This window comes from Rhodococcus sp. P4_F5, from assembly GCF_056401315.1.
In genome coordinates, this window is record NZ_JBFUJP010000004.1 from 1 (window position 1) to 24,544 (window position 24,544).

Genomic DNA, 24,544 nt, shown 5'->3' on the forward strand with positions numbered 1-24,544 from the left:
GCCACGTATTCGGTACGTGACTGATGCCCAGTGGTGGCGATCAGGTTGCTACGGCCGCAGGGCTACCCGGAGGCAGCCCGACAGCGATGGCTACTGCTGGAACGCGGCCAGCGGCTCGGTGCCGGACCAGTCGTGGCCCCAGTAGCTGTCCGCGGTGATCTCCTCCGCGGTGTAGTGGCTCTCGTCGACGAGCATGCCCTCGGTGCCGAACTCGAGGTCCCAGCCACCCGGTGCCCGCACGTAGAACGAGACCATCTTGTCGTTCGTGTGCCGACCCAGCGTGGACGAGATCGAGAACCCGAGCCTGCCGACCCGGTCCAGCGCCTGACCGACCGCGTCGAGCGTGTCGACCTCCATCATCAGGTGCACCATGCCGGGGGCCTCGGTCGGCGGCGCCGGGCAGATCGCCAGGCTGTGGTGCCGCTGGTTGACGCCGAGGAAGCGCACCCGCCGGGCCGGCAGGGGCGCGTCGGGACCGCCGAGGCGGACCGCGCCGCGCGGCAGGAACCCGAGCACCTCGGTGTAGAAGGCGTAGGTCTCAGTGGCCGCCGGCGTCGGCAGCACCACGTGCCCGAGCCCGCACGCCCCGGTGACGAAGTTCCCGCCGTGCGGGGTCACCACCGGGCTGTGGTCGAGAACCGGACCGAAGAACACCTCGACCTGGGTGCCGGACGGGTCACGGAAGGCGATGACCCGCTCGGCGTCCCGGTAGAGCGACTCCTCCTCCGTCAGCTCGGTGACCTCGACGCCCGACTTCTCGACCTGCTCGCGCACAGCCTCGAGCGCGAACTGGTCGCGGACCTCCCAGCCGACGGCCAGCACACGGTCCACGTCGCCGGGCAGCACCTGCAGCCGCGAGCGACGCTCGTCGACCCGCAGGTACAGCCCGTCCGGCTCAGGACCCGACCCGACGGCCATGCCGAGGCCGTCGACGACCAGCTCGCGCCAGCGCGGGATGTCCGTCGTCTGGACGCGGAGGTATCCGAGCGACCGGATTTCAGTCATGTTCTCTACCAATCCTTCTACGTGTCGAGTGGGCCTAGATCATCGACCGGTGGATGCCCTGCGGCTCGCCACCGAGCTGGGTGAGCGCCGACGAGTGGAAGATCGAACCGGGCACATGGATGGCGTGCGCGATACCGACGTGCGCGTCCCGGAAGAAACGCTGCATCGGGAACTTGTAGTGCGCAGCGTTGCCACCGGACCGGGCGAAGATCTCGTCGACGGCACGCACGGCTCGCCACGCCGCGGCGGTCTGGGTACGACGACCGATGGCCCGGGCCTCGAAGTCGATCTCCTTGCCCTTCTCGGTCATGTCCCAGAACCGGTCGACGGTCTCGAGCAGCGCCGCCCGCGAGGCCGCGATCTCGGCGGCAGCCTCACCGATGGCGTAGAGGACGTACGGGTCGTCCTTGATCTTGGTGCCGGTGATCGCGACACGGGTCTTCTGCGCCTCGATGTGGCAGGACAGCGCGCCCTCGGCGATGCCGATCACCGCCGAGGTGATGCCGAGCGGGAACATGCAGGAGAACGGCATCTTGTAGAGCGTCTCGGTGCGGCCGGACTCGCGCTGGGCGGTGCCGTCCATCACGTCGCTGGCCAGGATCGTCCGGTGCGTCGGGATGAACGCGTCCTTGACGATGACGTCCTTGGAGCCGGTGCCGCGGAGACCGATGACGTCCCAGGAGTCCTCGACGATCTCGTAGTCCTCGCGGGGCAGGTACACGTGCATCGAGACCGGCGGCATCAGCGGCTTGCCGTTCTCGTCACCGCGCATCGCGCCCAGGACGACCCACTGGCAGTGGTCGGTGCCGGAGGAGAACTGCCAGCGGCCGTTGAGGACGAAGCCCCCGTCGACCGGCTTCGCGACGCCCAGCGGCGCGTACGGCGAGGCGACCCAGGTGTCGTTGTCCTGGCCCCAGATGTCTTCCTGCAGCTGCTCGCTGGAGAAGGCCATCTCCCACGGGTGCACGCCGACGATGCCGTTGATCCACCCGGTGGCGCCGTCCATTGCGGCGACGCTCATCACGGTCTCCGCGAACTCGCGCGGGTGCACCTCGAGGCCGCCGTACTTCTTCGGCTGCAGCATCCTGATGGCGCCGGACTCACGCAGCCGCTTGGCGGACGTGTCCGACAGGCGCATGAGCTTGTCGCCCTCGGCGCCCTCCGCGCGGATCTCGTCTGCGTACTGCGCAATGCGTTCCTGAACCTGACCCATGACTTCCTCGGCTCTCTTGTGAATTATCTGGCGGCGAGCCGCCTCCTGCTGACGAACGTCCCAGCCTCAGCTGGACGTCGCAGGTGCGCTCTCGCTCAGTGGGAGAGTATTCGCGGCGGCGTACCTCGCGGCGAGATATCCGAAGACCATCGACGGACCGATGGTGGCGCCGGCGCCGGCGTACTCGTTGCCCATCACGGAAGCGGTGGTGTTGCCCGTGGCGAACAGCCCGGCAATGGCGGTGCCGTCGGCACGCAGCACTCGGCTGTTCTCGTCGCAGACGAGCCCGCCCTTGGTGCCCAGGTCACCGGCCTCGCAGCGAATCGCGTAGAACGGGCCCTTGACGATCTCGTCCATGTTCGGGTTCTTCATGGTCGGGTCGCCGTAGTACCGGTCGTAGGCGCTCTCGCCCCGGCCGAAGTCCTCGTCCGTGCCGCTGCGGGCGAATCCGTTGAACCGCTCGATCGTGGCCGCCAACTTGTCCGCGGGGATCCCGACCTTCGCGGCCAGCTCGGCCAGCGTGTCGGCCTTGTGCACCACGCCGGAGTCGTAGAAGCCCTGCGGGAACGGCATGTTCGGCAGCACCTGCGCGAAGGGGTAACGGTTCTTCGCCTTGGTGTCCATGATGAACCAGGCCGGGACGTGACCGCCCTCGAGCTGGTCGTGCACGAAGTTCACGTACGGCGACGACTCGTTGGTGAAGCGCTCGCCCTGGCTGTTGACGATCACCGACGGCGGGATGCAGCGCTCGGAGACCAGCGGGATCACCGCGCCCATCGGATGGAACACGGACGGCATCCACCAGGCGTCGTCCATCAGGTCGACTGCGGCGCCGAGCTGCTGGCCGGCCACGATGCCGTCGCCGACGTTCTCCTTGGCGCCGGCGCTGATGTTCGCGCGGCCGAACTCGGGCAGGTACTGATCACGCATCTGCTGGTTGTGGTCGAAGCCGCCGGTGGCCAGCAGCACGCCGCGGCGCGCGCCGATCCGGACCGTCTTGCCGTCGCGCTCGGCGACCGCACCGATCACGACGCCGTTCGCGTCGGTCACCAGTTCCGTCATCGAGGTCTTCAGCCACAGYGGGATGCCGGCGTCCTTGAGCACCATCCGCATCCGGGCCACCAGCGCGCGACCGCCGGTGGACATGTGCCGGCGCCGCACCACGTTGGACGCCACCCGCCAGGCCGCGACCAGCGAGGCCTTGCGGCCCTTCCAGGTGCGCTTGACCATCGCGAGGTCGTGGTAGTCCTTCGAGGTGACCCACAGGCCCAGCGGGCCCTTCATGCTGTTCGGACGCTGGAACTTCTCGTCCTCCTTCAGCTTGCGGGTGTCGAACGGCATGCACTCGATGGTGCGGCCGAGCGCGCTGCCGCCGTCGTCCTCCGGGTGGTAGTCGGAGTAGCCCTTCACCCAGTACAGCCTCATGTGCGGGCTGGTGTCGAGCAGCTCCATCAGCTTCGGGCCGCCGGCGATGTACGCGTCGATCCGCGCGTCGGTGACGCCGGCGCCCGCGGTGAGATTCTTGAGGTACCGGCGGATCGCAGCCGGATCGTCCTGCGCGCCCTTGCGGATCAGCGTCGGAGCGTTCGGGATCCAGATGCCGCCACCGGAGATCGCGGTCGAACCGCCGAAGGTCTTTCCCTTGTCGATCACCAGCGTGTCGAGGCCGCTGTCCGCCGCCGCGATGGCCGCGGACATGCCGCCACCGCCACTGCCGACGACGAGGAAGTCGACGACCTGGTCGAAGTTGTCCCAGTTGGTCATTCGGTCTGTCCGTCCTTGCGTGTGAGGAATGCCAGCACCGCCGAGACCCAGGCTTCACGTGCCTCGATCATCGTCCAGTGGCCGCAGTTGGGGAACACATGCAGTTCCGCGTTCGGGATGTCGCGCATCGGCAGCATCGCCATGTCGACGGGGCTCACCCGGTCGTCGCGACCCCAGGTCAGCATGGTGGGGGCCTTGATCTTGTGGAACTGGGCCCAGTACGGCGTCATCCCGGACGCCTTCGCGGCGGCCGTGTTGGCGGCGAACGCCTTGCTGCTGTACATCCGCGCGGCGATCTCCAGCGTCAGCGGCTCGGTGGCCAGCGCCCAACGCTCCTCGATCAGCTGCTCGGTGACCACGGCCGGGTCGTAGACCATCGACTGCAGCCAGCGGACCAGGCCCTCGCGGGTCGGGTTGTCGGTGAACTCCATCAGCAGCTTGATGCCCTCGCCGGGGCCCGGCGCGAAGACGTTCTTGCCGATGCCGCCGATGGTGACGAGCTTGTTGACTCGCTCGGGCTGGTGGATGGCGACGTTGGTCGCGACGATCCCGCCCATCGAGTTGCCGATCATGTCCACCGGTCCCTCGACGCCGATGGCGTCGAGGAAGGTGCCCACCGAGGCCAGTGCCATGACCATCGGGTTGCCGTCGCCGGGGTCGCTGACGCCGAAGCCGGGGAACTCGAGCACCAGGCAGCGGAAGTGCTCCGCGAAATCGCCGAGCACACCACGGTAGTTGCGCCACCCCGTGACACCCGGCCCGGAGCCGTGCAGCAGGAGCAGAGGCGGACCGTCGCCGGCCTCGTGGTATTTCAGCAGGCCACGGTCGGTCTGGACCTCCCGCAAGGTGCCCTCGTAGGTGAGTTCGCTCGTCATGAAACTCACGCTGCCAGCACCTGCCCACTCAGGGACCCAAGATCCCGATCAGCGAGATTACGAAGGGTCTTCCGACCCTCCTCGACGGGGCTCGGGACGAGTTCCACTCATCGGGAACCCGGCCGACGGCCGGACCGGCCGTTCCTACGCTCGGGCCATGGTCGCAGACACCCAGGTAGACACCCCGAAGTCCCTCACCCCCGAGCCGGCCGACATGCGGCGGGTCCTCGGCCAGTTCGCGAGCGGGGTCACCGTGGTCACCGGCCTCGACGACGACGGTCCCGTCGGATTCGCCTGCCAGTCCTTCGCGTCGGTGTCGCTGGACCCGCCGATGGTCCTGTTCTGCGCCGATCACCGCGGCGTCGCCTGGCCCCGGATCCGCCGGTCCGGACGGTTCACGGTGAATGTCCTCGCGGAGACCCAGGAGGAGATGTGCGGGCGGTTCGGTTCGAGCCGCGGCCGCAAGTTCGACGACCTCGACTGGGACCTGTCCCGCTGGGAGACCCCCGCGCTGCCGCGGGTCCTGGCGCGGGTGCACGCCGAGGTCGACGCGGTGCACCTGGCCGGCGACCACGACGTGGTGATCGGCCGGGTGCTGGAACTCGAGGAGGTCCACGGCGCCGCGCCGATGGTGTTCTTCCGCGGCCAGTTCGGACTCGGCGGCGCCTGACGGGCCGGGCTCGTCGGCCCGGTTGGGCTGGCCCTGGCCCGTCAGGCCCGAGTGACCGGACTAGATCCAGCCGCCGCTCTGCACCGACAGCAGCCGGCTCCTCGCCTCGGGCGACCAGGTGTCCGCGGGCACCACCGGGGCCGGCGGCACGGCCCGGCGCGGGGTGCCCAGCTCCGGGTAGAGGGTCCGGGCGATCTCGCGGGTGGCGTCGACGACCAGGGGGGCGACCCGTTCGAGCTGCACCGTGCGGGAATCCCCGCACAGCGAGACCGCGGCGACGGGGCCCTCGGGCCCCCGCACCGCGCTGCCCACGCACGCCACTCCCCGGGCCGACTCCTCACGCTCGAACGCCAGGCCCCGACGCTGCCGAATCCGGTTGAGTTCGAGGTGCAGGATGCCGAGGTCGTCGATGGTCCGCTCGGTGGAGCGGCCCAGGTTGCCCTCGAACAGCGCGTCGACCCGCTCCGGGTCCAACCAGGCGAGCATCGCCTTGCCGCAGGCGGAGGACTGCGCGGGGATGCGACCGCCCACCCGCGACGGGATGGAGCTGGCCAGTCGCCCGCCGACCTTGTCGAGGTAGATGATCTCGTGCCCGTCGAGGACGGACAGGTGCACCACCATGCCGGTCTGCAGGTGCAGTTCGTGCAGCAGCGGCGCCGCGGCCTCGCGGACCTCGGCGTGTCCGCCCTCGCCGCCGATGCCGAGGGCACGCCGGCCGAGCCGGTAGCCGAACGACGCATGCTCGACCCAGTTCAGTTTGACCAGCGAGTCGAGAATGCGGTGCACGGTCGACCGCGGCAGACGCGAACGGCACGCCACCTCTTCCAGCGTGAGCCGGGCGGCCCGGCCGTCGAACGCATCGAGGATGAGGGTCATCCGCTCAACCATGGAGGGGGGAACGTCGCGCTTGTCGCTTGCGGCGGGGGCGTCTGTGAGCACCGTCATGGCGTCTCCTCCGATACCGATCGAGATTCCCGATCTGCAAAACTGAAATGATTTCTAAAACAGTAGCAACTTCCCCCGTCGAACGGGAGCCCCCGTCGCGAAACGGCACGTCCCGTTCAGCGGGAGGCAGTCGACGAGGCCGTGGCCACTGCGATATGAAATCAGACAACTACGGCGCCGGCCCACGCCCCACCACCCACCCACACGGAGCGAGAGAAACATGCGAATCGGGATCGTCARCCCCGTGCTCATCCAGCATCCGGCCACCCGTGCGGACTGGGAGGTCGGCGCGGGGATCGACGAGGTCGCCCGGATCGCCGAGGCCGCAGACCGACTCGGTTTCCACCACGTGACCTGCAGCGAGCATGTCGCGGTCCCGGTCGAGATCGCCACCGAGCGCGGCGGGACCTACTGGGACCCACTGTCGACGCTCGGTTTCCTCGCCGCCCGCACCAGTCGGATCCGGCTGGTCACCCAGGTGCTGGTGCTCGGCTACCACCACCCGCTCGAGATCGCCAAGCGCTACGGCACCCTCGACCGACTCAGCGGCGGCCGGGTGACCCTGGGACTCGGCGTCGGCAGCCTGCGCGAGGAGTTCGACCTGATCGGCGCGCAGTTCGAGGGCCGGGGCGCGCTTGCCGACGATGCACTGCGCGCACTGCGGGCGGCGCTGGGCAAGCCCAACCCGGAGTACCACGGCGAGTTCTACGACTTCGAGAACTTCGTGGTCGAGCCGCACGCGGTGCAACAGCACGTGCCCCTGTGGATCGGCGGACGCACGCCCCGCTCGCTGCGCCGGGCCATCGAACTCGGCGACGGCTGGGTCCCCTTCGGCCTGCGGATCGACGACCTGGCCGGGATGCTCGCGAAGGCCCCGGTGCCCGAAGACATGGAGATCGTGCTCAACGCCGGCCGGACCCTGGACCCGACCGGGGCGGCGGACGCCGCCGCCACCACGCTGTCCCGGCTCCGCGATGCCGGCGCCACGATCGCCAGCGTGAACATCGCCGCGACCAGCCCCGACCACTTCACCGACCAGCTCGCGGCGCTCGTGGCGCTGGCGGTTCCGCTCGGCATCGACTTCGACTGAACCCCGACCCGACATCAAGGAGTCCCGTCCCATGACCGACACCGCAGACCTGCTCGTCCGGCTCGAACAGCGCGTCCAGTTGCTCGAGGACAAGCTCGAGCTGATGAACATCATCAGCGCCTACGGCCCCGCCGTGGACAGCGGCGAGAGCGCCGCGGTCGCCGGGCTCTGGACCGAGGACGGCGTCTACGACGTCGACACCGGCTGCCTGTCCGGACGCGCCGAGATCGAGGCGATGGTGCACTCCGCCCCGCACCAGTCCTACATCGCCGGCGGCTGCGGCCACCTCGTCGGACCGCCGCACCTCGAGATCGACGGCGACACCGCTGTCGCCACCTGCCACTCGCAGCTGGTCAAGCACGATCCCGAGACCCGCAGTTACCACGTCGCCCGGATCACCGCGAACCGCTGGGAATTCGCCCGCATCGACGGCCGGTGGATGGTCACCCTGCGTACCAACCGGATCATCGACGGCCGCGACTCGGCCCGCGAGATCCTCTCGGCGGGCGTCACCGCCAAGGCCTGAATCCGGCACCGAGACGGTCTGCCAGGCCCCCTGGCCCGAGCGCATCACCCGCTGGACAGAGGCGAGCCCCCGACGGAGAAATCCGTCGGGGGCTCGCCTCGTTCAACTCTTGGGTGGGCGATGTCGCTAGCCGCGGGCCGCCGACTCCTTCTCCAATGTGCTCTGGGCCCAGCGGTAGTCGGCCTTGCCGGACGGCGAACGCAGAATCGCCGGCACCTCGACGATCTCGCGCGGCACCTTGTACCGGGCGATCCGCTCCCGGCAGTGCTCGGTGAGCTCCTCGGCCGTGGCCGCCGCACCCTCGCGCAGCTGCACGACGGCCGCGACCCGCTGACCGAACCGCGGGTCCGGCAGGCCGGCCACCAGCGTGTCGAAGACCGCCGGGTGGCTCTTGAGCGCCTCCTCGACCTCCTCGACGTAGATCTTCTCGCCGCCGGAGTTGATGCAGGCCGACCCGCGACCGAGGATGACGATCGAGCCGTCCGCCTCGATCCGCGCCATGTCGCCCAGCACCGACATCCGCACCCCGTCGACGACGGGGAACGTGGAGGCGGTCTTGGCGGGGTCGTTGTAGTAGCCGAGCGGCACGTGCCCGGAGTGGGCGACCCAGCCGATGTCGTCCGAGCCGGGGGCGATCGGGCGCAGGTCGGTGTCGACGACACAGACGCCGGGCCGCGGCGCCATCCGCAGCGAGCCGTCCTCGAGCGCCTGCATGCTGCCGTCCATGCCGGACTCCGAGGAGCCGAATCCGTTGTTGAGGTAGATGTTCGGGAACAGTCCGGTGATCTGGTCGCGCACGGCCTGCGACCACAGCGCCCCGCCGGAGCCGACGACGAACAGCGAGGACAGGTCGAACTCGCCGCCGTGCTCGGCCACCGCGTCGGCAAACGGCCGGCCGATGGCGTCGCCGACGATCATGTAGATGTTGACCTTCTCCCGCTCGATCAGCGCCAGCGACTCCAGCGCGTCGAACTGCCGCATCAGCACCGTCTTGGTACCCATGAACAGGCCGGTGAACAGCGTGTACACCGCCGCGCCGTGGATCAGCGGCGCGGTGAGCAGGAAGCTCGGCGGGGTGGGGTTCTGGGCGTGTGCGGCGGCCAGTGACGGACCGTCGTCGTAGCCGTCGCCGTACTGGTTGCCGCTCACCAGGGCGGACCGGAAGAAGTCCTCCTGCCGCCACAGCACGCCCTTGGGCATGCCGGTGGTGCCGCCGGTGTAGATGACGAACAGGTCGTCGTTGCTGCGACTCGGGAAATCCCTTGCTCCGGAAGCGGAGTCGACGTCGCGCCGGTAGTTGGAGACGGACGGGACCACGGCGGCCAGCCCGGCGGCGGATGCCGCGGAGGGCTCCCCGAGCACCAGCACGTGCCGCAGGGTCGGGCAGTCCGGGGCCACGGCCGCGGTCCGGTCCACGAAGTCGGCGTCGACGACGACGGCCGTCAGGTCCGCGTTGGCGTAGAGGTAGCGCAGCTCGGCGTCGATGTACCGGTAGTTGACGTTGACCGGGACGGCCCGAATCTTCAACAGCCCCAGCAAGGTTTCGACGAACTCGACGCTGTTACGCATGTGCATGCCGACGTGGTCGCCGGGCCGCACCCCCGCGGCGATCAGGTGGTGTCCGACACGGTTGGCGCGCTCGTCGAGCTCGGCGAGGGTGCGGCGCTGATCGTCACAGACCAGCACCTCCCGGTCCGGCATGGCGTCGACGACAGCCTCGAAGATGTCGGCGAGATTGAGGGCGGAGGACGTACTCGACATGGTCGACCTTTCATTGGGCGCGGCCGTTCGGGAGGCTCGGGCTCCCGTGAGGTGGCGGCGGACAGCTGCTGCGTCAGCCGTCACGTTAGCCAAGCCTCCGGGCCGAAATCGTGAGTTGTCCAAAATATCTCGCCTACGCCGCCGCACGCGCTCCGACGGCGCTGGTCGAACACGGTGGGCCCGCGCAAGGGGTCCGCTGGCCCACCGGGGCTAGTGACCGATCGCGACCGACTGCGCGGGCTCGTCGACGAGTGCCGACGAACCGGGCGCGGACTGGCTCCGATTGGTGTGCAGTGACAGCCCGACCACCGCGGCGAGCGCCCCGGCCACGGCGAGGGCACCGAAGGCGTAGACGTAGCCGGTCTCCTGGTACATCGGCATCTTGCTGGCGGCCACCAGCACGCCGGGGACGGTGAGGATCGCGACGGCCAACTGGCTGCCGATCGCGCTGCCCATCGACCCGAACAGGTTGAGCATGCCGCCGGCGATGCCCTGCGACGTCGCGGGCACCGTGCCCATGATCAGGTTCGGCAGCGCGGAGGACGCGGCGCCGAGGCCCAGGCCCATCACGATCTGGCCGGCGATCAGTTGGCCGGTGGTGTCGTGCACGAACGCGAGCATGGCCGAGCCGACGGCCAGGGCACCGGCGCCGGCGACCAGCACCAGCGCGGGACCGGTCCGCCGGGACAGGTAGCCGCCGACCGGCCCCGCGATCATCGAGGCGATGCCGGTGGGGATGGTGAACAGTGCGACACCGAGCGCGGTCCGGCCGAATCCGTAGCCGAGGTCGAGCGAACGGTCGGTCATGACGAACATCGGGATCAGCATCGAGTGGCTGATCAGGACGAACTGCACGAGCGCACTGGCGGTCAAGGTCTTGGCGACCGGGCGGTGCAGCAGCAGCTCGAGGTCGACCAGCGGCTCGGCCGGCCGGCGCTCGTAGAGCAGCCAGGCGGCGAGGATCGCCGCGCCGCCGAGCACCGTGCCCAGCGTCCGGACGTCGGCGAAGCCCCACGTCGAGGCCTTGCCGATGCCGAAGAGCAGCACGAACGCGCCGACGGCGAGGATCAGCGCGCCGACCACGTCGAGGCGGGACTTGGTGCGCAGCGTGGACTCGGGGACCAACAGCGCGACCAGGACACCGGCGACCGTCACGTGCGCCAGCTGCGCCCAGAAGACGCTGGCGTATCCGAAGTGGTCGATCAGGTAGCCGCCGATGACGGGTCCGAGGATCGTGCTCGCCCCCATGCCGGTGGCGATGAAGCCCACCGCGACGGGGACCAGCTCACGCGGGAGCACGTCGCGGATCAGCCCGTACGCCAGCACCAGGATGCCCATGCCCGCGCCCTGCAGGCCGCGCCCGACGAGGAAGAGCTCGAAGTTCGGCGCCACCGCCGCGATCAGGCAGCCCACCGCGAACACCCCGGAGGCCGACAGCATCACGAGCTTCTTGCCGTAGATGTCGCCGAGCTTGCCCATGATCGGCGTGGTCGCCGCGAGCACCAGGGTGACCAGCGTGATCACCCAGCCGACCGCGGTGGTCTGGAAGTGCCCGGCGATCTCGGGCAGCGCCGGGGTGACGAAGTTGTACGCCAGCGGGATGACCTCGACCAGCAGGATCACCGTTGCGAGGAGGAGGAACGACCGCCCCTTCGTCAGGGGCGCGCGCTCTGCCTCGCCGTTGGCGAGAGGCATCTTGTTCATTGGGACTCCGGACCGCTCGTACTACCACTGCCGGGCATTTCACCCAGCTCTTTCGGAGAAAAGATCCCACGGATCCGTCACGTGTCCTGGGTCACTCCCAGTGACCGGGACCACTGGACACCCTACCCATGACCCAATCTAGAACCTCGAAATCAAATTAGAACGAATTGCGTCTTTCATGGCGCCCTCTCACGGATGCCTCCATCCGCCCACCGCAGGGCGGGATGATCTCTTGCGGACAAACTAGAATTAATACTAATTTTACGAGCAGAAGCACGAACGCACCAACTACGAAGGAGGCCCCCATGGGCGAAACAGTGAGCCTGGAAGGCCGGACGGCCGTCATCACCGGGGCGGGCGCCGGACTCGGCAAGGCCGAGGCACTGGCCCTCGCCGCGGCGGGCGCACGCGTCGTCGTCAACGACATGGGCCAGGCCGCGCACGAGGTGGTCGACGAGATCAAGGCCGCCGGCGGCGAGGCCGTCGCCGTGCTCGGCGACGTCTCCGACTGGTCCCTCGGCGAGCGCCTGGTGGCCGAGGCCGTGTCGAACTTCGGCACCTTCGACATCCTGGTCAACAACGCCGGCGTGATCCGCGACAAGATGATCTTCAACCTCAGCGAGTCCGACTGGGACGACGTCATCCGCGTGCACCTCAAGGGTCACGCCGCCACCAGTCGCGCGGCCGCCGTGTACTGGCGCGAGGCCAGCAAGGCTGCCGGCGGACCGATCTTCGGGCGCGTCGTCAACACCTCCTCCGAGGCGTTCCTGTTCGGCTCGGCCGGACAGCCGAACTACTCGGCCGCCAAGGCCGGCATCACCGCGCTGACCCTCTCCACCGCGCAGGGCCTGTCCCGCTACGGCGTCACCGCCAACGCCATCTGCCCGCGCGCCCGGACCGCGATGACCGCCGAGGCGTTCGGCGAGGCCGGCGACCTCGCCGGCGCGCTCGACCCGCTCGCCCCCGAGCGTGTCGGCACCCTGGTCAGCTACCTGGCCTCCCCCGCCTCGCACGAGATCAACGGCCAGGTCTTCGTCGTGTACGGCAAGATGGTCGCGTTGATGGCGGCACCGCAGGTCGAGAACCGTTTCGACGCAGCGGGTTCCGCGTTCACCGTCGACGAGCTCGACCAGCAGCTCTCGTCCTACTTCGTCGGCCGCGGCCCGTACGAGACGTATGCGGCCTACGGCGTGGCGGAGCTCGAGAAGCCGGCGCTCGCGATCAACTGACACCCCACCGACACCACAGGGAAGGCCACGCATGAGGCTGGACGGAAAAGTAGCGATCGTCACCGGCGGCGCGGGCGGTATCGGACGCGGCATCGTCCGCGCGTTCACCAAGGAGGGCGCCCAGGTCCTGGTCGTCGACATCAACGACGACGCGGGCAAGGCGCTGGAGGACGAACTCGGCAGTGCCGTGAAGTTCCTGAACGCGGACATCTCCAAGGAGGAGAGCGCGGCGGCCATCGTCGCCGCCGCGGTCGAGGCGTTCGGCAAGCTTGACGTGCTGGTCAACAACGCGCACGCGTCCCGGCAGGCGCCGCTGCTCGAGACCACGCAGGAGATGCTCGACCTGTCGTTCGGGACCGGGTTCTACCCGACGTTCTGGCTGATGAAGGCCGCGCACGCGCAGCTCGCGGCGAACGAGGGGTCGGTGATCAACTTCGCCTCCGGCGCGGGCATCGACGGCAGCGTGACGCAGGGCTCGTACGGCGCCGCGAAGGAAGCGATCCGGGCGATCAGCCGGGTCGCGGCCAACGAGTGGGCGTCGGACAACGTCAACGTCAACATCATCTCGCCGCTCGCGCTGACCGAGGGCGTCCAGGCCTACATCGAGGCCAACCCCGGCATCGAGGACGTGCTGCTCGCCAAGACGCCGCTGCACCGGTTCGGCGATCCCGAGTCGGACATCGGACGGGTCGCGGTGTTCCTCGCCAGCGCCGACGCGAGCTACATGACCGGCCAGACACTGATGGTCGACGGCGGCAGCATCAAGCTCCGCTGACCGAGCCGCACACAACGGCGCCCCTTGACTACTGCGATCCAGTAGCCAAGGGGCGCTTGATGTTCAGCGGGTCAGCAGGTGGTCGGCGTCTTCTCGCCGGCCAGCAGCGTCTTGGTGAACTCGGTCGCGTCCGCCAGCGAGGCGGCGACGCTGGCGCGGTGGTCTGCCCCCTCGTAGCTGCGGTAGTCGAGCTCGGTTCCCTTCTCGCACAACTGCTTCACCAGGACCTGCGAGGCGGCCGGCGTGACCAGGGCGTCCGCGGTGCCCTGCGCGAACAGCACCGGAACCTTGGGGTTGGCGTTCGACGGTTCCTGCTTGGCCAGGTAGTCCGTCCACGGACCGAGGTCCGCACCCGGGCGGATCACCGAGTTCACCTGAATGCCTCCGATGGCCGCGCGGATGTCGGCGATGCACCCGGTCCGCGCCGCCTTCATCAGCGGCTCCGCTGCCGGCGTGACGATCTCCTCCGGCACCACCGCCGGATCCGCGGCCGCCGCACCGAGCAGGGTGATCGGCAGGAAGGACAGGACCGGCGCCACTGCCTGGCTGCCGCTCGCGATGTACTGCGGGGTCTGGCTCAGGCCGCTGCCGGGCGCGACCGCGATCGCACCGAGCAGGGTGAGCTCGGGTGCCCGGTCGACGGCCTGGTCGGACGCGCTGATCGCGGCCGCACCGCCCTGGCTGTGGCCGCCGACGAACCACTTGCTGCCCACCGCGGGGTCGAGGTGCCGTGCGGCCCTGACAATGTCGGTGACCGCGTTCGACTCGGAGGTCGCGTTGAGGTAGGTGTGGTCGCCGGGCGTCCCCATGCCCTCGTAGTCGGTCTGGACCACCACGTAGCCGTTCTTGACCCACTCGTCGAGGGTGGTGCTGACGGTGCCGACGTAGTCGTGCACGGCGCCGTCGACCGTGTCCCCGGACGGCGCGCAGGTGTCCGCGATCCCGGTGGTCCCGTGCGCCCAGCTGATCACCGGCCAGCCGCCCTCCGGTGCGGTCCCGGACGGGATCGCCACGGTGCCGGAGACGACGATCGGCTTGCCCTCGCCGTTCTCCGATGCGTAGGTGATCAGCTCACTGCGGCCGGCGCTCGGCAGCACGGCCGCGTTGGTCAGCGACGCGGAGGAGAGCACGTCGCCGCCGTTCGGGACCGGGGAGGCCGCCGTGGCGGAGTTGTCGTCGCTGCTCGAGCAGCCGGTCACAGCAATGGCAGTGACTGCCAACGCGCCTATGATTCGGACGGAAACGTGGGACGGACGCATGGCAGCCTCTCGGGTGGTGAGCCGGGGCGGCGGCCTCGGCAAAAGTTAAGAAGGGCCTCTTACTACCGTGACGCAGAGCACACTGTCAACCGCTCGTCTCAGTCTCGTACAGGCCGCCGAGCGCCTCGTCGCCGAACGCGGCGTGCACGGCGTGCCCGCCAGTGCGGTCGTGCGGGCCGCCGGCCACAAGAACAACTCCGCGATCAGCTACCACTTCGGGTCCTGGGACGGCCTGCTCGAGGCGGTGTGGCGGCTGCACACCGAGCGGGTGACCGTCGACCGTGCGGTGTTCCTCGCCGCCGCACACGACCGCGGTGAGTACGACCTGCCCGTCATGGTCGAGGCCTACATCGGCCCGCTGGTCGCGGAGCTGCGTCGGCAGCAGCCGAGCTACTGGGCCCGCTTCAACGAGCAGTGGCTGGCCACGATCCGGCTCGACGTCTTCGCACTCGACGACGCCGCGCTGGCACGCCAGCCCCAGGGGGAGGCGGTCGCGATGGTGCACAACCTGTTCACCGACATGGCCGATGCCCTGACCCACCTGCACGAGGACAGCCGGACCAGACGGGTGGCGCTGATGGCCCGTTTCGTCATCGGATCGCTGGCCGCGTGGGAGCGCGAGCCCGACGCCACGGCGCTCGACGAACTCGAACCCGAACTGGTGCGGCTGGCGTTGGCGCTGCTCGAGGCGCCCTGACCCCGACCGGCGCCCGCGCCGAGACCTCCGCGCCGACCCGTCAGTGCCGGCGGTGGTCCGTGACGGCGGTGCGCGGCCCGAACTTCGGCTTGACCGCGTAGCCGCCGACCGACAGCAACCGCACGGCCCGATAGCGGTGCGGCCGGACGGATTCCAGGTACTCGACCATCCCGGGGTCGTCCAGTGGCCGGCCCAGCAGCGACCACCCGACCATCGCGGCGAGGTGGAAGTCACCCACCGACAACGCGTCGGCGTCGCCCAGCGCGCGCTGCGCCACCTCGGCCGCGGTCCACTCCCCCACCCCGTTCACCGCGCGCAGCCGGCGCAACGCGGCCGCCGGGTCCATCCCCGCGGCCTCCTCGAGCCGGTCGGCGACCGCGGCGGCGGTGACGACGGTGCGCGCCCGCCGCGGATCGACACCCGACCGGTGGAACTCCCAGGACGGGACGCCGCGCCACACCCGCGCGGACGGCGGGACCCGCATGCCCTCGGGGGCGGGGCCCGGCGCGGGTTCGCCGTACGCGGTGACCAGCCGGCGCCACGACGCCCTCGCCGCGATGCCGTGCACCTTCTGTTCGAGGATCGCGGGCACCAGAGCCTCGAACACCCGCCCGGTCCGCGGGATCCGCAGGCCCGGGAAGCGCCGGTGGGCGTCGGCCAGCCTGGGGTGCTCGGGCGCGAACCCGGTGGCGTCGTCGCGTTCGCCGAGCAGGTCCGGCAGTGTGGTCACGAACTCCGCCGCACCCGCGCCCCACGCGCGGCACGCGGCGGTGTGCCGGTCGGTCTGCACCAGCCGGTAGGTGACGGGTCCGGTGGGCATGAGCGACGTGCGCCAGATCGCGCCGTCGGGAGTGACCCGGTGGCACGGGTCGCCGCGGCCGCGGCCGAGCTGGTCGAGCGTCTCGGCCAGCAGCAGCGGGCGGGGGCTGCGGTGCGTGGTCTCCACGGGGGCTGCGGAGACGGTCATGGCCCCACCCTAGGCCGCGCGACGACCTCGGCCGTCGCGCGGCTCGGCCCGCCTACGCCCTCAGCCCGCGAAGATGCTGAGATCCGGGTATCCCGACAGCTCCCAGCCGCCGTCCACCATCAGCGACGTACCCGTCACGTACTCGGCGTCGTCGCTGGCCAGGTACAGGCACGGCCCCGCGACCTGTTCCGGCGTCGCCGCCTTGCCCAGCGGGATCATCGCCAGGAACTGCTCGCGCAGGGGCTCGTAGCCCATCACGCCGGCCACCAGCGGCGTGTCCACCAGACCCGGCAGCACCGTGTTGACGCGGATGCCGTGCCGCGCGAGCTCCAGCGCCGCGTTCTTGGAGAACGCCTCCACACCCGCCTTGCCCGTCACGTACGGGCTGCCACCGAACATCGGGACGTGCGCGTTCAGGGACGAGACGTTGACGATGGCGCCGCCGCGCTCCCGCATGTGCCGGGCCTCGTGCTTGGTGCACAGGAACACGCCCTTCTGCACCAGGTCGACGGTGAAGTCCCAGTCCTCCTCGGCCAGGTCGACGATCGGGCCGCCGCGCGCGGCGCCGGCCACGTTGAACGCGAGGTCGAGACCACCGAAGCGCTCGACCGCAGTCCCGACCGCCTCGGCCACCGCCGCCTCGTCCGTCACGTCGGCGACCGCGGCGACGAACGCGGACCCGAGCGAGTTCGCCAGCTCCCCCAGCCTGTCCGCCGCGAGATCGATGCCGACGACGTTGGCACCCTCCGCCACGAGCCGGGCCGCGATGGCGGCGCCGATTCCGGATGCCGCCCCGGTGACCACCGCCGTCTTGCCGGCAAATCGATTCTCACTCATCTCCGCACACCTCCACGAGTACCTTCATCCGTCGCCCGGCCGCGGCATCCGCCACGCCCTCGAGCACCATCTCCAGCGGCACCCGCTCGACCCATCCGTCGAGCGGGTACGAGCCCGCCGCCATCCGTTCGATCACCGTCGCGACCTCGTCCCGGTTGTAGGCCAGCGACGACATCACCCGCGCCTCGGAGAACATCAGCGCGTAGGTGTTGAGCGGGACCTGCTCCTTGTAGGTGGCCAGCAGCACCACCGTCCCCCGCGCCCGGACGGACGCCAGGGCGGTCTCGACGGCGACGGCGACGCCCGCGCACTCGAACACCATGTCGGCACCGAGTCCGTCCGTACGCTCGTGCACCGCGGTCCGCACGTCCGCCGAAAGCGGGTCCACCACAGTCAGTCCCAGACCCTCGACGATCGCCCGGCGCGGCGCGGCGGCCTCCGAGACCAGGATGCGCTCCACCCCGCTCGCGCGCAGGTTGAGCGCCGTGCCGATCCCGATCGGTCCGCCGCCGATCACCAGCGCGAACTGACCCGGCCGCGCCTGCGCCAGAGCGACCGCGTGGTGGGTGACGGCCAACGGCTCCACCAGCGCCGCCTGTTCGAGGCTCACCCCGTCGGGCAGCACGTGCACGTTGGCGGCGGGCACCGCGGTGAACTCGGAGAGTCCGCCGCCGGGCGCACTCAGCCCGTGGAAGGCGACGACCTCGCACAGGTGCTCGAGCCCGTCCCGGCACCGCGCACAGCGACCGCAGTGGTAATTCGGCTGCACCACAACCCGATTGCCCACCACGATGCCGTCGACGTCGGCACCGACCTCGGCGACCACGCCGGAGAACTCGTGCCCGAGCACCTGCGGCCCGTGCGCCCCGGTGAGCGGGTGCGCCACCTCGGAGACACCGAAGGAGTGGATGACGCCGAGGTCTGATCCGCAGATCCCGTTGTACGCCACCCGGATCAGCACGTACCCGTCCGGCACGGCCGGCTCCGGGATGTCCTCGACCCGCAGGTCCCCGATCCCGTGCAGCACTGCGGCCCTCACGACGTGGCCGCCACTTCGGCCTCGTACTTCTTCGCCATGTGCTCGATGGCGTCGAGCTGTGCCTTGCTGTGCCGCTCGTGGCTCTGCCCGGCGCGCGCGGCGGCGTCGTACAGCGGCTGGGACTGTCCCTGGAAGTGCGGGGCGACCTCGTTCGCGATCAGCTCGAACGACCGTCGGGTGGCCGCGGGGTTCGCCCAGTCGGTCGCCATCATCAGCATCGAGCCGAAGCCGCCGGTCTGCTCCTGCAGTCGGCCGATCAGTTCCCGAGCCTGGTCCACGGTGCCGATGATGCCCATGCCGGAGTCGTTCATGTACTCGATCATCATGTCCATGCTCGCACCGCCGGACCCGAAGTGTGGGAAAGCCGCTGTCTTGCCGAAGTATTCGACCCACGCGCCGAGACCGTAGCGGACGTCCTCCCGGGCCTGCTCGAGGGTCTCCGCGATGTGCATCGGGCAGACCAGACGCCACTGGTCGCGATTGACCTCGGTGCCGAACGCCGCCGCCCGTTCCTCCATGATGCCGAAGTGCTTGCCGAGCGCGTCGTACCCGTCGGGGCTCATCGTCGCACCGATCGACAGCAGCCCGAGTCCGTGCTTGCCGGCCAGCCGCGGCCCGGTGGGCGAGGCCACCCCGGCCACCACGATGTCGAACATCGGGTGCGAGTACGGCCGCAGCTGGAGCTGGGCGTCGACGAGCGTGTGGGTCCTGGTCGTCGCGGTGACGCTCTCGCCGTTCAGCAGGCGGACCACGATGTCCAGGTGCTCCTCGAGCAGTTCCCGGCACTCGGTGGGGTCGAGGCCGATCATCGACGAGTCGGTCGGCAGGGAGCCGGGCCCGACGCCGAGCATCACCCGGCCGCGGGTCAGGTGGTCCAGCAGCACCATCCGGTCCGCCACCCACAACGGGTTGTGATAGCTCAGGGAGGTGACGCCGGTACCCAGCTTGATCCGCTTGGTCCGCTCGGCCGCCGCCGCGATGAAGATCTCCGGCGAGCCGATGATCTCGCTGCCGGCGGAGTGGTGCTCGCCGATCCAGACCTCGTCGAAGTCGAGGCGGTCCAGGTGCTCGATCAGCTCGAGGTCGCGTTGCAGCGCGGTCGTCGGGTTCTGACCTATCACGTGGTGCGGGGCAATGAACGCACCGAAACGAAGTCTGCTCATACTCAAGGCAACCTTTGCTGTTCGACCAAGGGAAGGTGCGTCAGAGGCTAGATTCAATTCCACATCTGCGACGCACTTTCGGAGTTCCGCCGGCTGCCGGAGGAGTCCGGCCGATGCGTCCGCGATTGCCTCTACCGGCACAACACCCACCAGGCCTGCGCGATACACGTGCAGATGCCCGGCGGCGGCCACGGCCTGCAGGATTCTCGCGGCCACCTGGCACCCGTCCAGAACCACGCTCTCGTTGGCCGTCTCGCGCGCACAGGCGCCCGCCGACTGCCGGACGCAGTTCCGTCCGGCAGTCGTGCCACCACGACGTGCCCCGCCAATTCGGCGGGGCAACCCGCTAGCTCGTGCCGAACACCTTCGCCTGCTTGGCCGTGTCGGACGCGCTCTGGATCTTGACGACCTTCCCGTCCCTGAACGTGAGGACGTCGGCGGCGTCCCAGCTCTCCCCGCCTGCGGTCACCTGGGTCAGGACCACGACCAGATCGTCGTCGCCGAGGATGTGCTGGGGTGTGGTCTTCAGAGACTTCTCGGCCACCTTCATCCACATCCCCGCGACCTCGTCCTTGCCCCGATAGCTGCCGCTGACGGCGCTCTCACCGGGCACAATCCACTCGATGTCGTCCGCGAGCTTGGACATGGCCCCCTCCGCATCCCCGGCGGCGAACGCCGCGTACCCCGCCTTCGTGTTCTCGATGTTCTCCTCAGTAGACATGAGACACCTCCCCGTTCTGCCGTTCTCGGGCGAGAGCGACAAGATCAAGTCAATCAGCGGGGACGGGACATGTACATGTCGCTCACCGATTCCTCGGCTCGATCACGCGTCGCCCCGGTACGACGCGGCCGACCGTCCGTGCCCCGCCTCGCGGGTGAGGTGGTCGACCAGCGGCTGGGTGCGGTACTTGACCGGTGTCGTCAGGGCCAGCGTGGTGGTGGTGTGCGCGACCCCGCGGAGCCCGAGAATCCGCTCGAGCACGTGCAGCAGGTCCTCGTGCGAGGGCGCCGCGATCCGGATCAGCAGGTCCTCCCGTCCGGTGGTGGTGTGCACCTCGAGCACCTCGGGCACGCCACGGAGCGCCTCGACGACGGCCTGGATCCGGCCCTGCTCGGTCTCGGCGCCCACGAACGCCTGCACCGAGAGCCCCAGCGCGGACAGGTCCACCTCGGGCCGGTACCCGGTGACCACGCCGCTCTCCTCCAGCCGGCGCATCCGCGACTGGACGGTGTTGCGCGCGACGCCCAGCCGGGACGCCAGGTCCATTATCTGAGCCCGCGGGTCCTCGGTGAGCAGTTCCAGCAGCGAGGCGTCGAGCCGGTCGATGCTGATCACCATGGTGACCTCCCTCGTGTGTCGTGCGTCACAACTGATCGTAGCGCCTAGCCCGCTGGCCAGTTGTTGACGGCTACGCCACCCGAGCGAACTATTGCTGCACCCCTTGCTCTAAAGATTGCGCACAGCTTCACAAAAGCGCCGCGCAGGAACGGTGGCAGACCATGACCGAACTGGTGGAACGCGAAGACCAGGCGCAGCCCTACGACCTCGGCGACCGCTACCGCTCGGGCGCCGGCCCGGTCCTGTTGACCGGCGTGCAGGCCATCGCCCGTCAGCTCGTCGAGCAGCACGTCCGCGACATCCGCGCCGGCCGCCGCATCGCCACCTTCGTCTCCGGCTACCAGGGCAGCCCGCTCGGTGGTGTCGACAAGATGCTGCACGGCATGCCGCAGGTGCTGGCCGAGCACGACATCACCTTCGTCCCAGGCTTCAACGAGGAACTCGCCGCGACCGCGGTCTGGGGCAGCCAGGCGGACCTGCCTGCCGGCCAGGCGACGCACGACGGCGTGATCGGCGTCTGGTACGGCAAGGGCCCCGGCGTCGACCGGGCAACCGATGCCCTCCGGCACGCCAACATGTACGGCGTCAACCCCAACGGTGGTGTGCTGCTGCTGGTCGGCGACGACCCGGCCTCCAAGTCCTCGACCGTGCCCGCCGTCAGCGAACGGTCGCTGGCCGCCCTCGGCATCCCGGTCCTGTTCCCGCGCAACGCCGAAGAGATGATCACCATGGGCATGCACGGCGTGGCGCTCTCCCGCGCCTCCGGCTGTCTGGTCGCACTGAAGGTCGTCGCGGACGTCGCCGACGGAGCCTGGACGGTCGACGGCAACGTATCGCAGCTGGACATCACCGTCCCCCAGATCGAATGGGAGGGAAAGCCGTTCGTGTACCAGCAGCGACCGATGGCGGTCCCTACGGACAGCGTGATCGCCGAGGCCGACCTGTACGGCCCACGCCTGGCCGTCGTGCACGCCTACGGCGCCGCGAACGACCTCGACGTGATCGAGGTCGACCCGTCCGGCGCCCGGATCGGCCTCGCCGCCACCGGAACCACGTACGACTCGCTGCGCCAGGCCCTGCTCGACCTCGGCGTGGACGAGGCCGCCCTGCACCGCGCCGGCATCCGCCTGCTTCGCATCGGCATGCCGACCCCCCTCGGCGCCCGGAGGGTCACGGAGTTCGCGGCCGGCCTCGACCAGCTGATCGTGGTCGAGGACAAGACCGCCTTCATCGAGACCCAGATCCGCGAGATCCTCTATGGCACCGAGCACACCCCGCAGATCCTCGGCAAGCGCGACGCCGCGGGCCGGCCGCTGATGCCCGTCGACGGCGAGCTCACCGCCGGCCGGCTGCTCGGCCCGCTCCGCCGGGTGTTGCGCGACCGCGTGGAGCTGAAGAGGTCTCTGCCGCCGCAACTCTCGCTCGAGGTGCTCACCACCAAGCGAACCCCCTACTTCTGCAGCGGTTGCCCGCACAACCGGTCCACCGCCATCCCCGAGGGCTCGATCGGCGGCGGCGGCATCGGCTGCCACACGCTGGTCACCATGTCCGGCCGCGCGGACAGCGCGGTGACCGGCCTGACCCAGATGGGCGGCGAGGGCAGCCAGTGGATCGGCCAGGCACCGTTCACCGACGTACCGCACATGTTCCAGAACGTCGGCGACGGCACCTTCTTCCACTCCGGCCAGCTCGCGGTGCAGGCCTGCGTCGCCGCCGGGGTGAACATCACCTACAAGCTCCTCTACAACGACGTCGTCGCGATGACCGGCGCGCAGGACGCCGAGGGCGCGCTCACGGTCGCCCAGCTCACGCACAAGCTCACCACCGAGGGCGTCAAGAAGATCATCATCTGCGCGGACGAACCCAAGCGGCACAACAAGCGCGCGCTCGCCAAGGGCACCACGCTCTGGCACCGCGACCGGCTCGACGAGGCGCAGAAACTGCTGCGTGAGGTCGAGGGCGTCACCGTGCTGATCTACGACCAGCACTGCGCGGCCGACGCCCGGCGCCAGCGCAAGCGCGGCACCCTGCCGACCCGCAACACGCGCGTGGTGATCAACGAGGCGGTCTGCGAGGGCTGCGGCGACTGCGGCGTCAAGTCGAACTGCCTGTCGGTGCAACCGGTGGACACCGAGTTCGGGCGCAAGACCCGTATCGAGCAGACCTCCTGCAACACCGACTACAGCTGCCTGGACGGGGACTGCCCCTCCTTCGTCACGGTCGAGCTGGTGCCCGGCAAGAAGAAGGCCGCCCGCGTCGCGACGCCGGTCCCGCCCTCCTGCCTCGACCCCGAGCACGGCCCGCTGACCCACACCCAGAACGTCTTCCTGGCGGGGATCGGCGGCACCGGCATCGTCACCGTCAACCAGGTGCTGGCGACGGCCGCGCTGCGCGCCGGCCTGCAGGTCGAGAGCCTCGACCAGATCGGCATGAGCCAGAAGGCCGGCCCCGTGGTCTCCCACCTGCGTTTCTGCGCCGGCGAGCTCGAGCCGGCCAACCGGCTCACCCCCGGCAGCGCCGACTGCATCGTCGCGTTCGACCTGCTCACCGCCACGGACAACAAGAACCTCGGCTACGGCGACCGCGCCGCCACCGTGTCGATCGCCTCGACCAGCCAGTCGCCGACCGGCGACATGGTCTACGACAAGTCGGTCCGCTACCCGGACGAGCCGCTGCTGCTCTCCCGGCTCGACTCGGTGTCGAAGACGCTGCGGTCCTTCGACGGCCTCGCCGCCGCCCAGGAACTGTTCGGCAACACCGCGGCGGCGAACTTCCTGCTGATCGGCGCCGCCTTTCAGGCGGGTGGGCTGCGGCTGCCCGCGGCCGCGATCGAGGAGGCGATCGGCATCAACGGCGTGGCGGTCGATGCCAACGTCGCGGCGTTCCGGTGGGGCCGGGTCGCCATCGCCGACCCCGACGCCTTCGCCGCGGCCGCCCGGCCGACCCGCGGCACGCGCGCCGCGACTGCGGCCCCGGCGGAACTGTTCGCCGACACGACCTTCGACGGCGAGGTCCGCCGCCTGGTCGAGCTGCGGGCCGCTCAGCTGGTCGAGTTCCAGAACGTCGCGGTGGCCCGGCGTTACGTCGATACGGTGCAGTCGGTGTGGGCCGCCGAGCGCGCGGTGACCGAGCAGACCGACTTCTCCGAGTCGGTGGCCCGGGGGCTGTTCAAGTTCACCGCGTACAAGGACGAGTACGAGGTGGCCCGGATGCTGGTGGACCCAGACTTCCTCGCCGATGTCGCGTCCCAGGTGCCGGGGGGCGAGAACCTGACGTACAAGCTGCACCCGCCGGTGCTGCGGGCGCTGGGCCGGAAGAAGAAGATCGGCCTGGGACCGAAGTCGCATGTCGCGCTGAAGCTCCTGGCCAAGGGCAAGGTACTGCGCGGGACCCGGCTGGACCCGTTCGGCTACGCCCATGTGCGACGGGTGGAGCGGGAACTGTTGGCGCACTACAGCGCGACCGTGCTGGGCCTGGCGGCCGGGTTGGACGGGGACGGCTATGCCCGCGCCGCCACGATCGCGGCCCTGCCCGACGTGGTCCGCGGCTACGAGGACGTCAAGCTCGGCAATGTCGAGGTGTACCGGGAGAAGTTGGCCGAGTTCGGCATCGACCTGCCCTGATTGCCGGGCGGCCCCCGTCGGACGACGAACGGGCGGTTACCGAGGAGGCCTCTCGGCCGTTGT

The 24,544-nt window shown here is 69.9% G+C and carries 21 protein-coding genes; 7 read left to right on the forward strand and 14 right to left on the reverse strand.

The genetic code is table 11. The features are described from left to right. Positions 1-90: 90 nt before the first annotated feature. The 4 genes from AC1DU4_RS03600 to AC1DU4_RS03615 all read right to left on the reverse strand — a co-directional run bounded on the left by AC1DU4_RS03600 (position 91) and on the right by AC1DU4_RS03615 (position 4,857). Positions 91-1,005 (reverse strand): VOC family protein, encoded by a 915-nt coding sequence (locus tag AC1DU4_RS03600; protein WP_477837719.1) that lies wholly within the window; start codon positions 1,003-1,005, stop codon positions 91-93. Between the two features lie 34 nt (positions 1,006-1,039). Then, complete coding sequence (locus AC1DU4_RS03605) at positions 1,040-2,218, reverse strand: acyl-CoA dehydrogenase family protein (RefSeq protein WP_477837720.1); 1,179 nt, start codon at positions 2,216-2,218, stop codon at positions 1,040-1,042. Between the two features lie 66 nt (positions 2,219-2,284). Continuing rightward, positions 2,285-3,982: an FAD-binding protein gene (locus AC1DU4_RS03610; RefSeq protein WP_477837721.1), complete on the reverse strand. Its 1,698-nt coding sequence runs from the start codon at positions 3,980-3,982 to the stop codon at positions 2,285-2,287. Beyond that, on the reverse strand, positions 3,979-4,857 hold the full coding sequence (locus AC1DU4_RS03615) for an alpha/beta fold hydrolase (protein WP_477837722.1): 879 nt from the start codon (positions 4,855-4,857) through the stop codon (positions 3,979-3,981). Before AC1DU4_RS03615 ends, AC1DU4_RS03610 begins: the two co-directional genes overlap by 4 nt. Positions 4,858-5,014: 157 nt before the next feature. Between AC1DU4_RS03615 and AC1DU4_RS03620 the strand changes: the two genes are divergently transcribed. Further along, positions 5,015-5,527 carry a flavin reductase family protein gene (locus AC1DU4_RS03620; RefSeq protein ID WP_477837723.1) on the forward strand — a complete coding sequence of 171 codons (513 nt, stop codon included), beginning with the start codon at positions 5,015-5,017 and terminating at the stop codon, positions 5,525-5,527. A gap of 60 nt (positions 5,528-5,587) precedes the next feature. Here the strand turns inward: AC1DU4_RS03620 and AC1DU4_RS03625 are convergent, their stop codons facing one another. Next, positions 5,588-6,472 carry an IclR family transcriptional regulator gene (locus tag AC1DU4_RS03625; protein WP_477837724.1) on the reverse strand — a complete coding sequence of 295 codons (885 nt, stop codon included), beginning with the start codon at positions 6,470-6,472 and terminating at the stop codon, positions 5,588-5,590. Positions 6,473-6,692: 220 nt separating this feature from the next. Here AC1DU4_RS03625 and AC1DU4_RS03630 point away from each other — a divergent pair, with 220 nt between their 5' ends. Next, a complete protein-coding gene (locus tag AC1DU4_RS03630) occupies positions 6,693-7,562 on the forward strand; it encodes an LLM class F420-dependent oxidoreductase (RefSeq protein WP_477837725.1) in 870 nt (289 codons plus the stop codon). A 31-nt stretch (positions 7,563-7,593) separates the two neighbouring features. Next, on the forward strand, positions 7,594-8,088 hold the full coding sequence (locus AC1DU4_RS03635) for a nuclear transport factor 2 family protein (RefSeq protein ID WP_477837726.1): 495 nt from the start codon (positions 7,594-7,596) through the stop codon (positions 8,086-8,088). Positions 8,089-8,214: 126 nt separating this feature from the next. Here the strand turns inward: AC1DU4_RS03635 and AC1DU4_RS03640 are convergent, their stop codons facing one another. Further along, positions 8,215-9,849 carry an acyl-CoA synthetase gene (locus tag AC1DU4_RS03640; protein ID WP_477837727.1) on the reverse strand — a complete coding sequence of 545 codons (1,635 nt, stop codon included), beginning with the start codon at positions 9,847-9,849 and terminating at the stop codon, positions 8,215-8,217. Between the two features lie 210 nt (positions 9,850-10,059). Then, entirely contained in the window at positions 10,060-11,553 is a 1,494-nt protein-coding gene (locus AC1DU4_RS03645) for an MFS transporter (RefSeq protein ID WP_477837728.1), read from the reverse strand. Between the two features lie 305 nt (positions 11,554-11,858). On the opposite strand from AC1DU4_RS03645, the gene AC1DU4_RS03650 reads away from it, so the two are divergent. After that, positions 11,859-12,782, forward strand: coding sequence for a 3-oxoacyl-ACP reductase (locus AC1DU4_RS03650; RefSeq protein WP_477837729.1), 924 nt, complete (start codon positions 11,859-11,861; stop codon positions 12,780-12,782). A 31-nt stretch (positions 12,783-12,813) separates the two neighbouring features. Beyond that, complete coding sequence (locus AC1DU4_RS03655; protein ID WP_477837730.1) at positions 12,814-13,557, forward strand: SDR family NAD(P)-dependent oxidoreductase; 744 nt, start codon at positions 12,814-12,816, stop codon at positions 13,555-13,557. A 71-nt stretch (positions 13,558-13,628) separates the two neighbouring features. Here the strand turns inward: AC1DU4_RS03655 and AC1DU4_RS03660 are convergent, their stop codons facing one another. Further along, positions 13,629-14,816, reverse strand: a complete 1,188-nt coding sequence (locus AC1DU4_RS03660) for an alpha/beta hydrolase family protein (RefSeq protein ID WP_477837731.1) — start codon at positions 14,814-14,816, stop codon at positions 13,629-13,631. 67 nt (positions 14,817-14,883) lie between these two features. Between AC1DU4_RS03660 and AC1DU4_RS03665 the strand changes: the two genes are divergently transcribed. Continuing rightward, positions 14,884-15,513: a TetR family transcriptional regulator gene (locus AC1DU4_RS03665; protein ID WP_477837732.1), complete on the forward strand. Its 630-nt coding sequence runs from the start codon at positions 14,884-14,886 to the stop codon at positions 15,511-15,513. Between the two features lie 40 nt (positions 15,514-15,553). Here the strand turns inward: AC1DU4_RS03665 and AC1DU4_RS03670 are convergent, their stop codons facing one another. From AC1DU4_RS03670 to AC1DU4_RS03695, 6 genes are all read right to left on the reverse strand, one after another. Beyond that, a complete protein-coding gene (locus AC1DU4_RS03670) occupies positions 15,554-16,480 on the reverse strand; it encodes a DNA-3-methyladenine glycosylase family protein (RefSeq protein ID WP_477837733.1) in 927 nt (308 codons plus the stop codon). Positions 16,481-16,540: 60 nt separating this feature from the next. Further along, the gene (locus tag AC1DU4_RS03675; RefSeq protein WP_072846761.1) at positions 16,541-17,317 is read right to left on the reverse strand and encodes an SDR family NAD(P)-dependent oxidoreductase; all 777 of its coding nucleotides are present in this window, start codon (positions 17,315-17,317) and stop codon (positions 16,541-16,543) included. Beyond that, complete coding sequence (locus tag AC1DU4_RS03680) at positions 17,310-18,356, reverse strand: alcohol dehydrogenase catalytic domain-containing protein (protein WP_477837734.1); 1,047 nt, start codon at positions 18,354-18,356, stop codon at positions 17,310-17,312. The genes AC1DU4_RS03675 and AC1DU4_RS03680 overlap by 8 nt, the downstream gene beginning before the upstream one ends. Continuing rightward, on the reverse strand, positions 18,353-19,519 hold the full coding sequence (locus AC1DU4_RS03685; RefSeq protein WP_477837735.1) for an LLM class flavin-dependent oxidoreductase: 1,167 nt from the start codon (positions 19,517-19,519) through the stop codon (positions 18,353-18,355). The genes AC1DU4_RS03680 and AC1DU4_RS03685 overlap by 4 nt, the downstream gene beginning before the upstream one ends. A gap of 346 nt (positions 19,520-19,865) precedes the next feature. Then, the gene (locus tag AC1DU4_RS03690; RefSeq protein ID WP_477837736.1) at positions 19,866-20,240 is read right to left on the reverse strand and encodes a nuclear transport factor 2 family protein; all 375 of its coding nucleotides are present in this window, start codon (positions 20,238-20,240) and stop codon (positions 19,866-19,868) included. A 102-nt stretch (positions 20,241-20,342) separates the two neighbouring features. Further along, complete coding sequence (locus AC1DU4_RS03695) at positions 20,343-20,855, reverse strand: Lrp/AsnC family transcriptional regulator (RefSeq protein WP_072846804.1); 513 nt, start codon at positions 20,853-20,855, stop codon at positions 20,343-20,345. Positions 20,856-21,019: 164 nt separating this feature from the next. On the opposite strand from AC1DU4_RS03695, the gene AC1DU4_RS03700 reads away from it, so the two are divergent. Beyond that, positions 21,020-24,481 (forward strand): indolepyruvate ferredoxin oxidoreductase family protein, encoded by a 3,462-nt coding sequence (locus AC1DU4_RS03700; protein ID WP_477837737.1) that lies wholly within the window; start codon positions 21,020-21,022, stop codon positions 24,479-24,481. Positions 24,482-24,544: the final 63 nt, after the last annotated feature.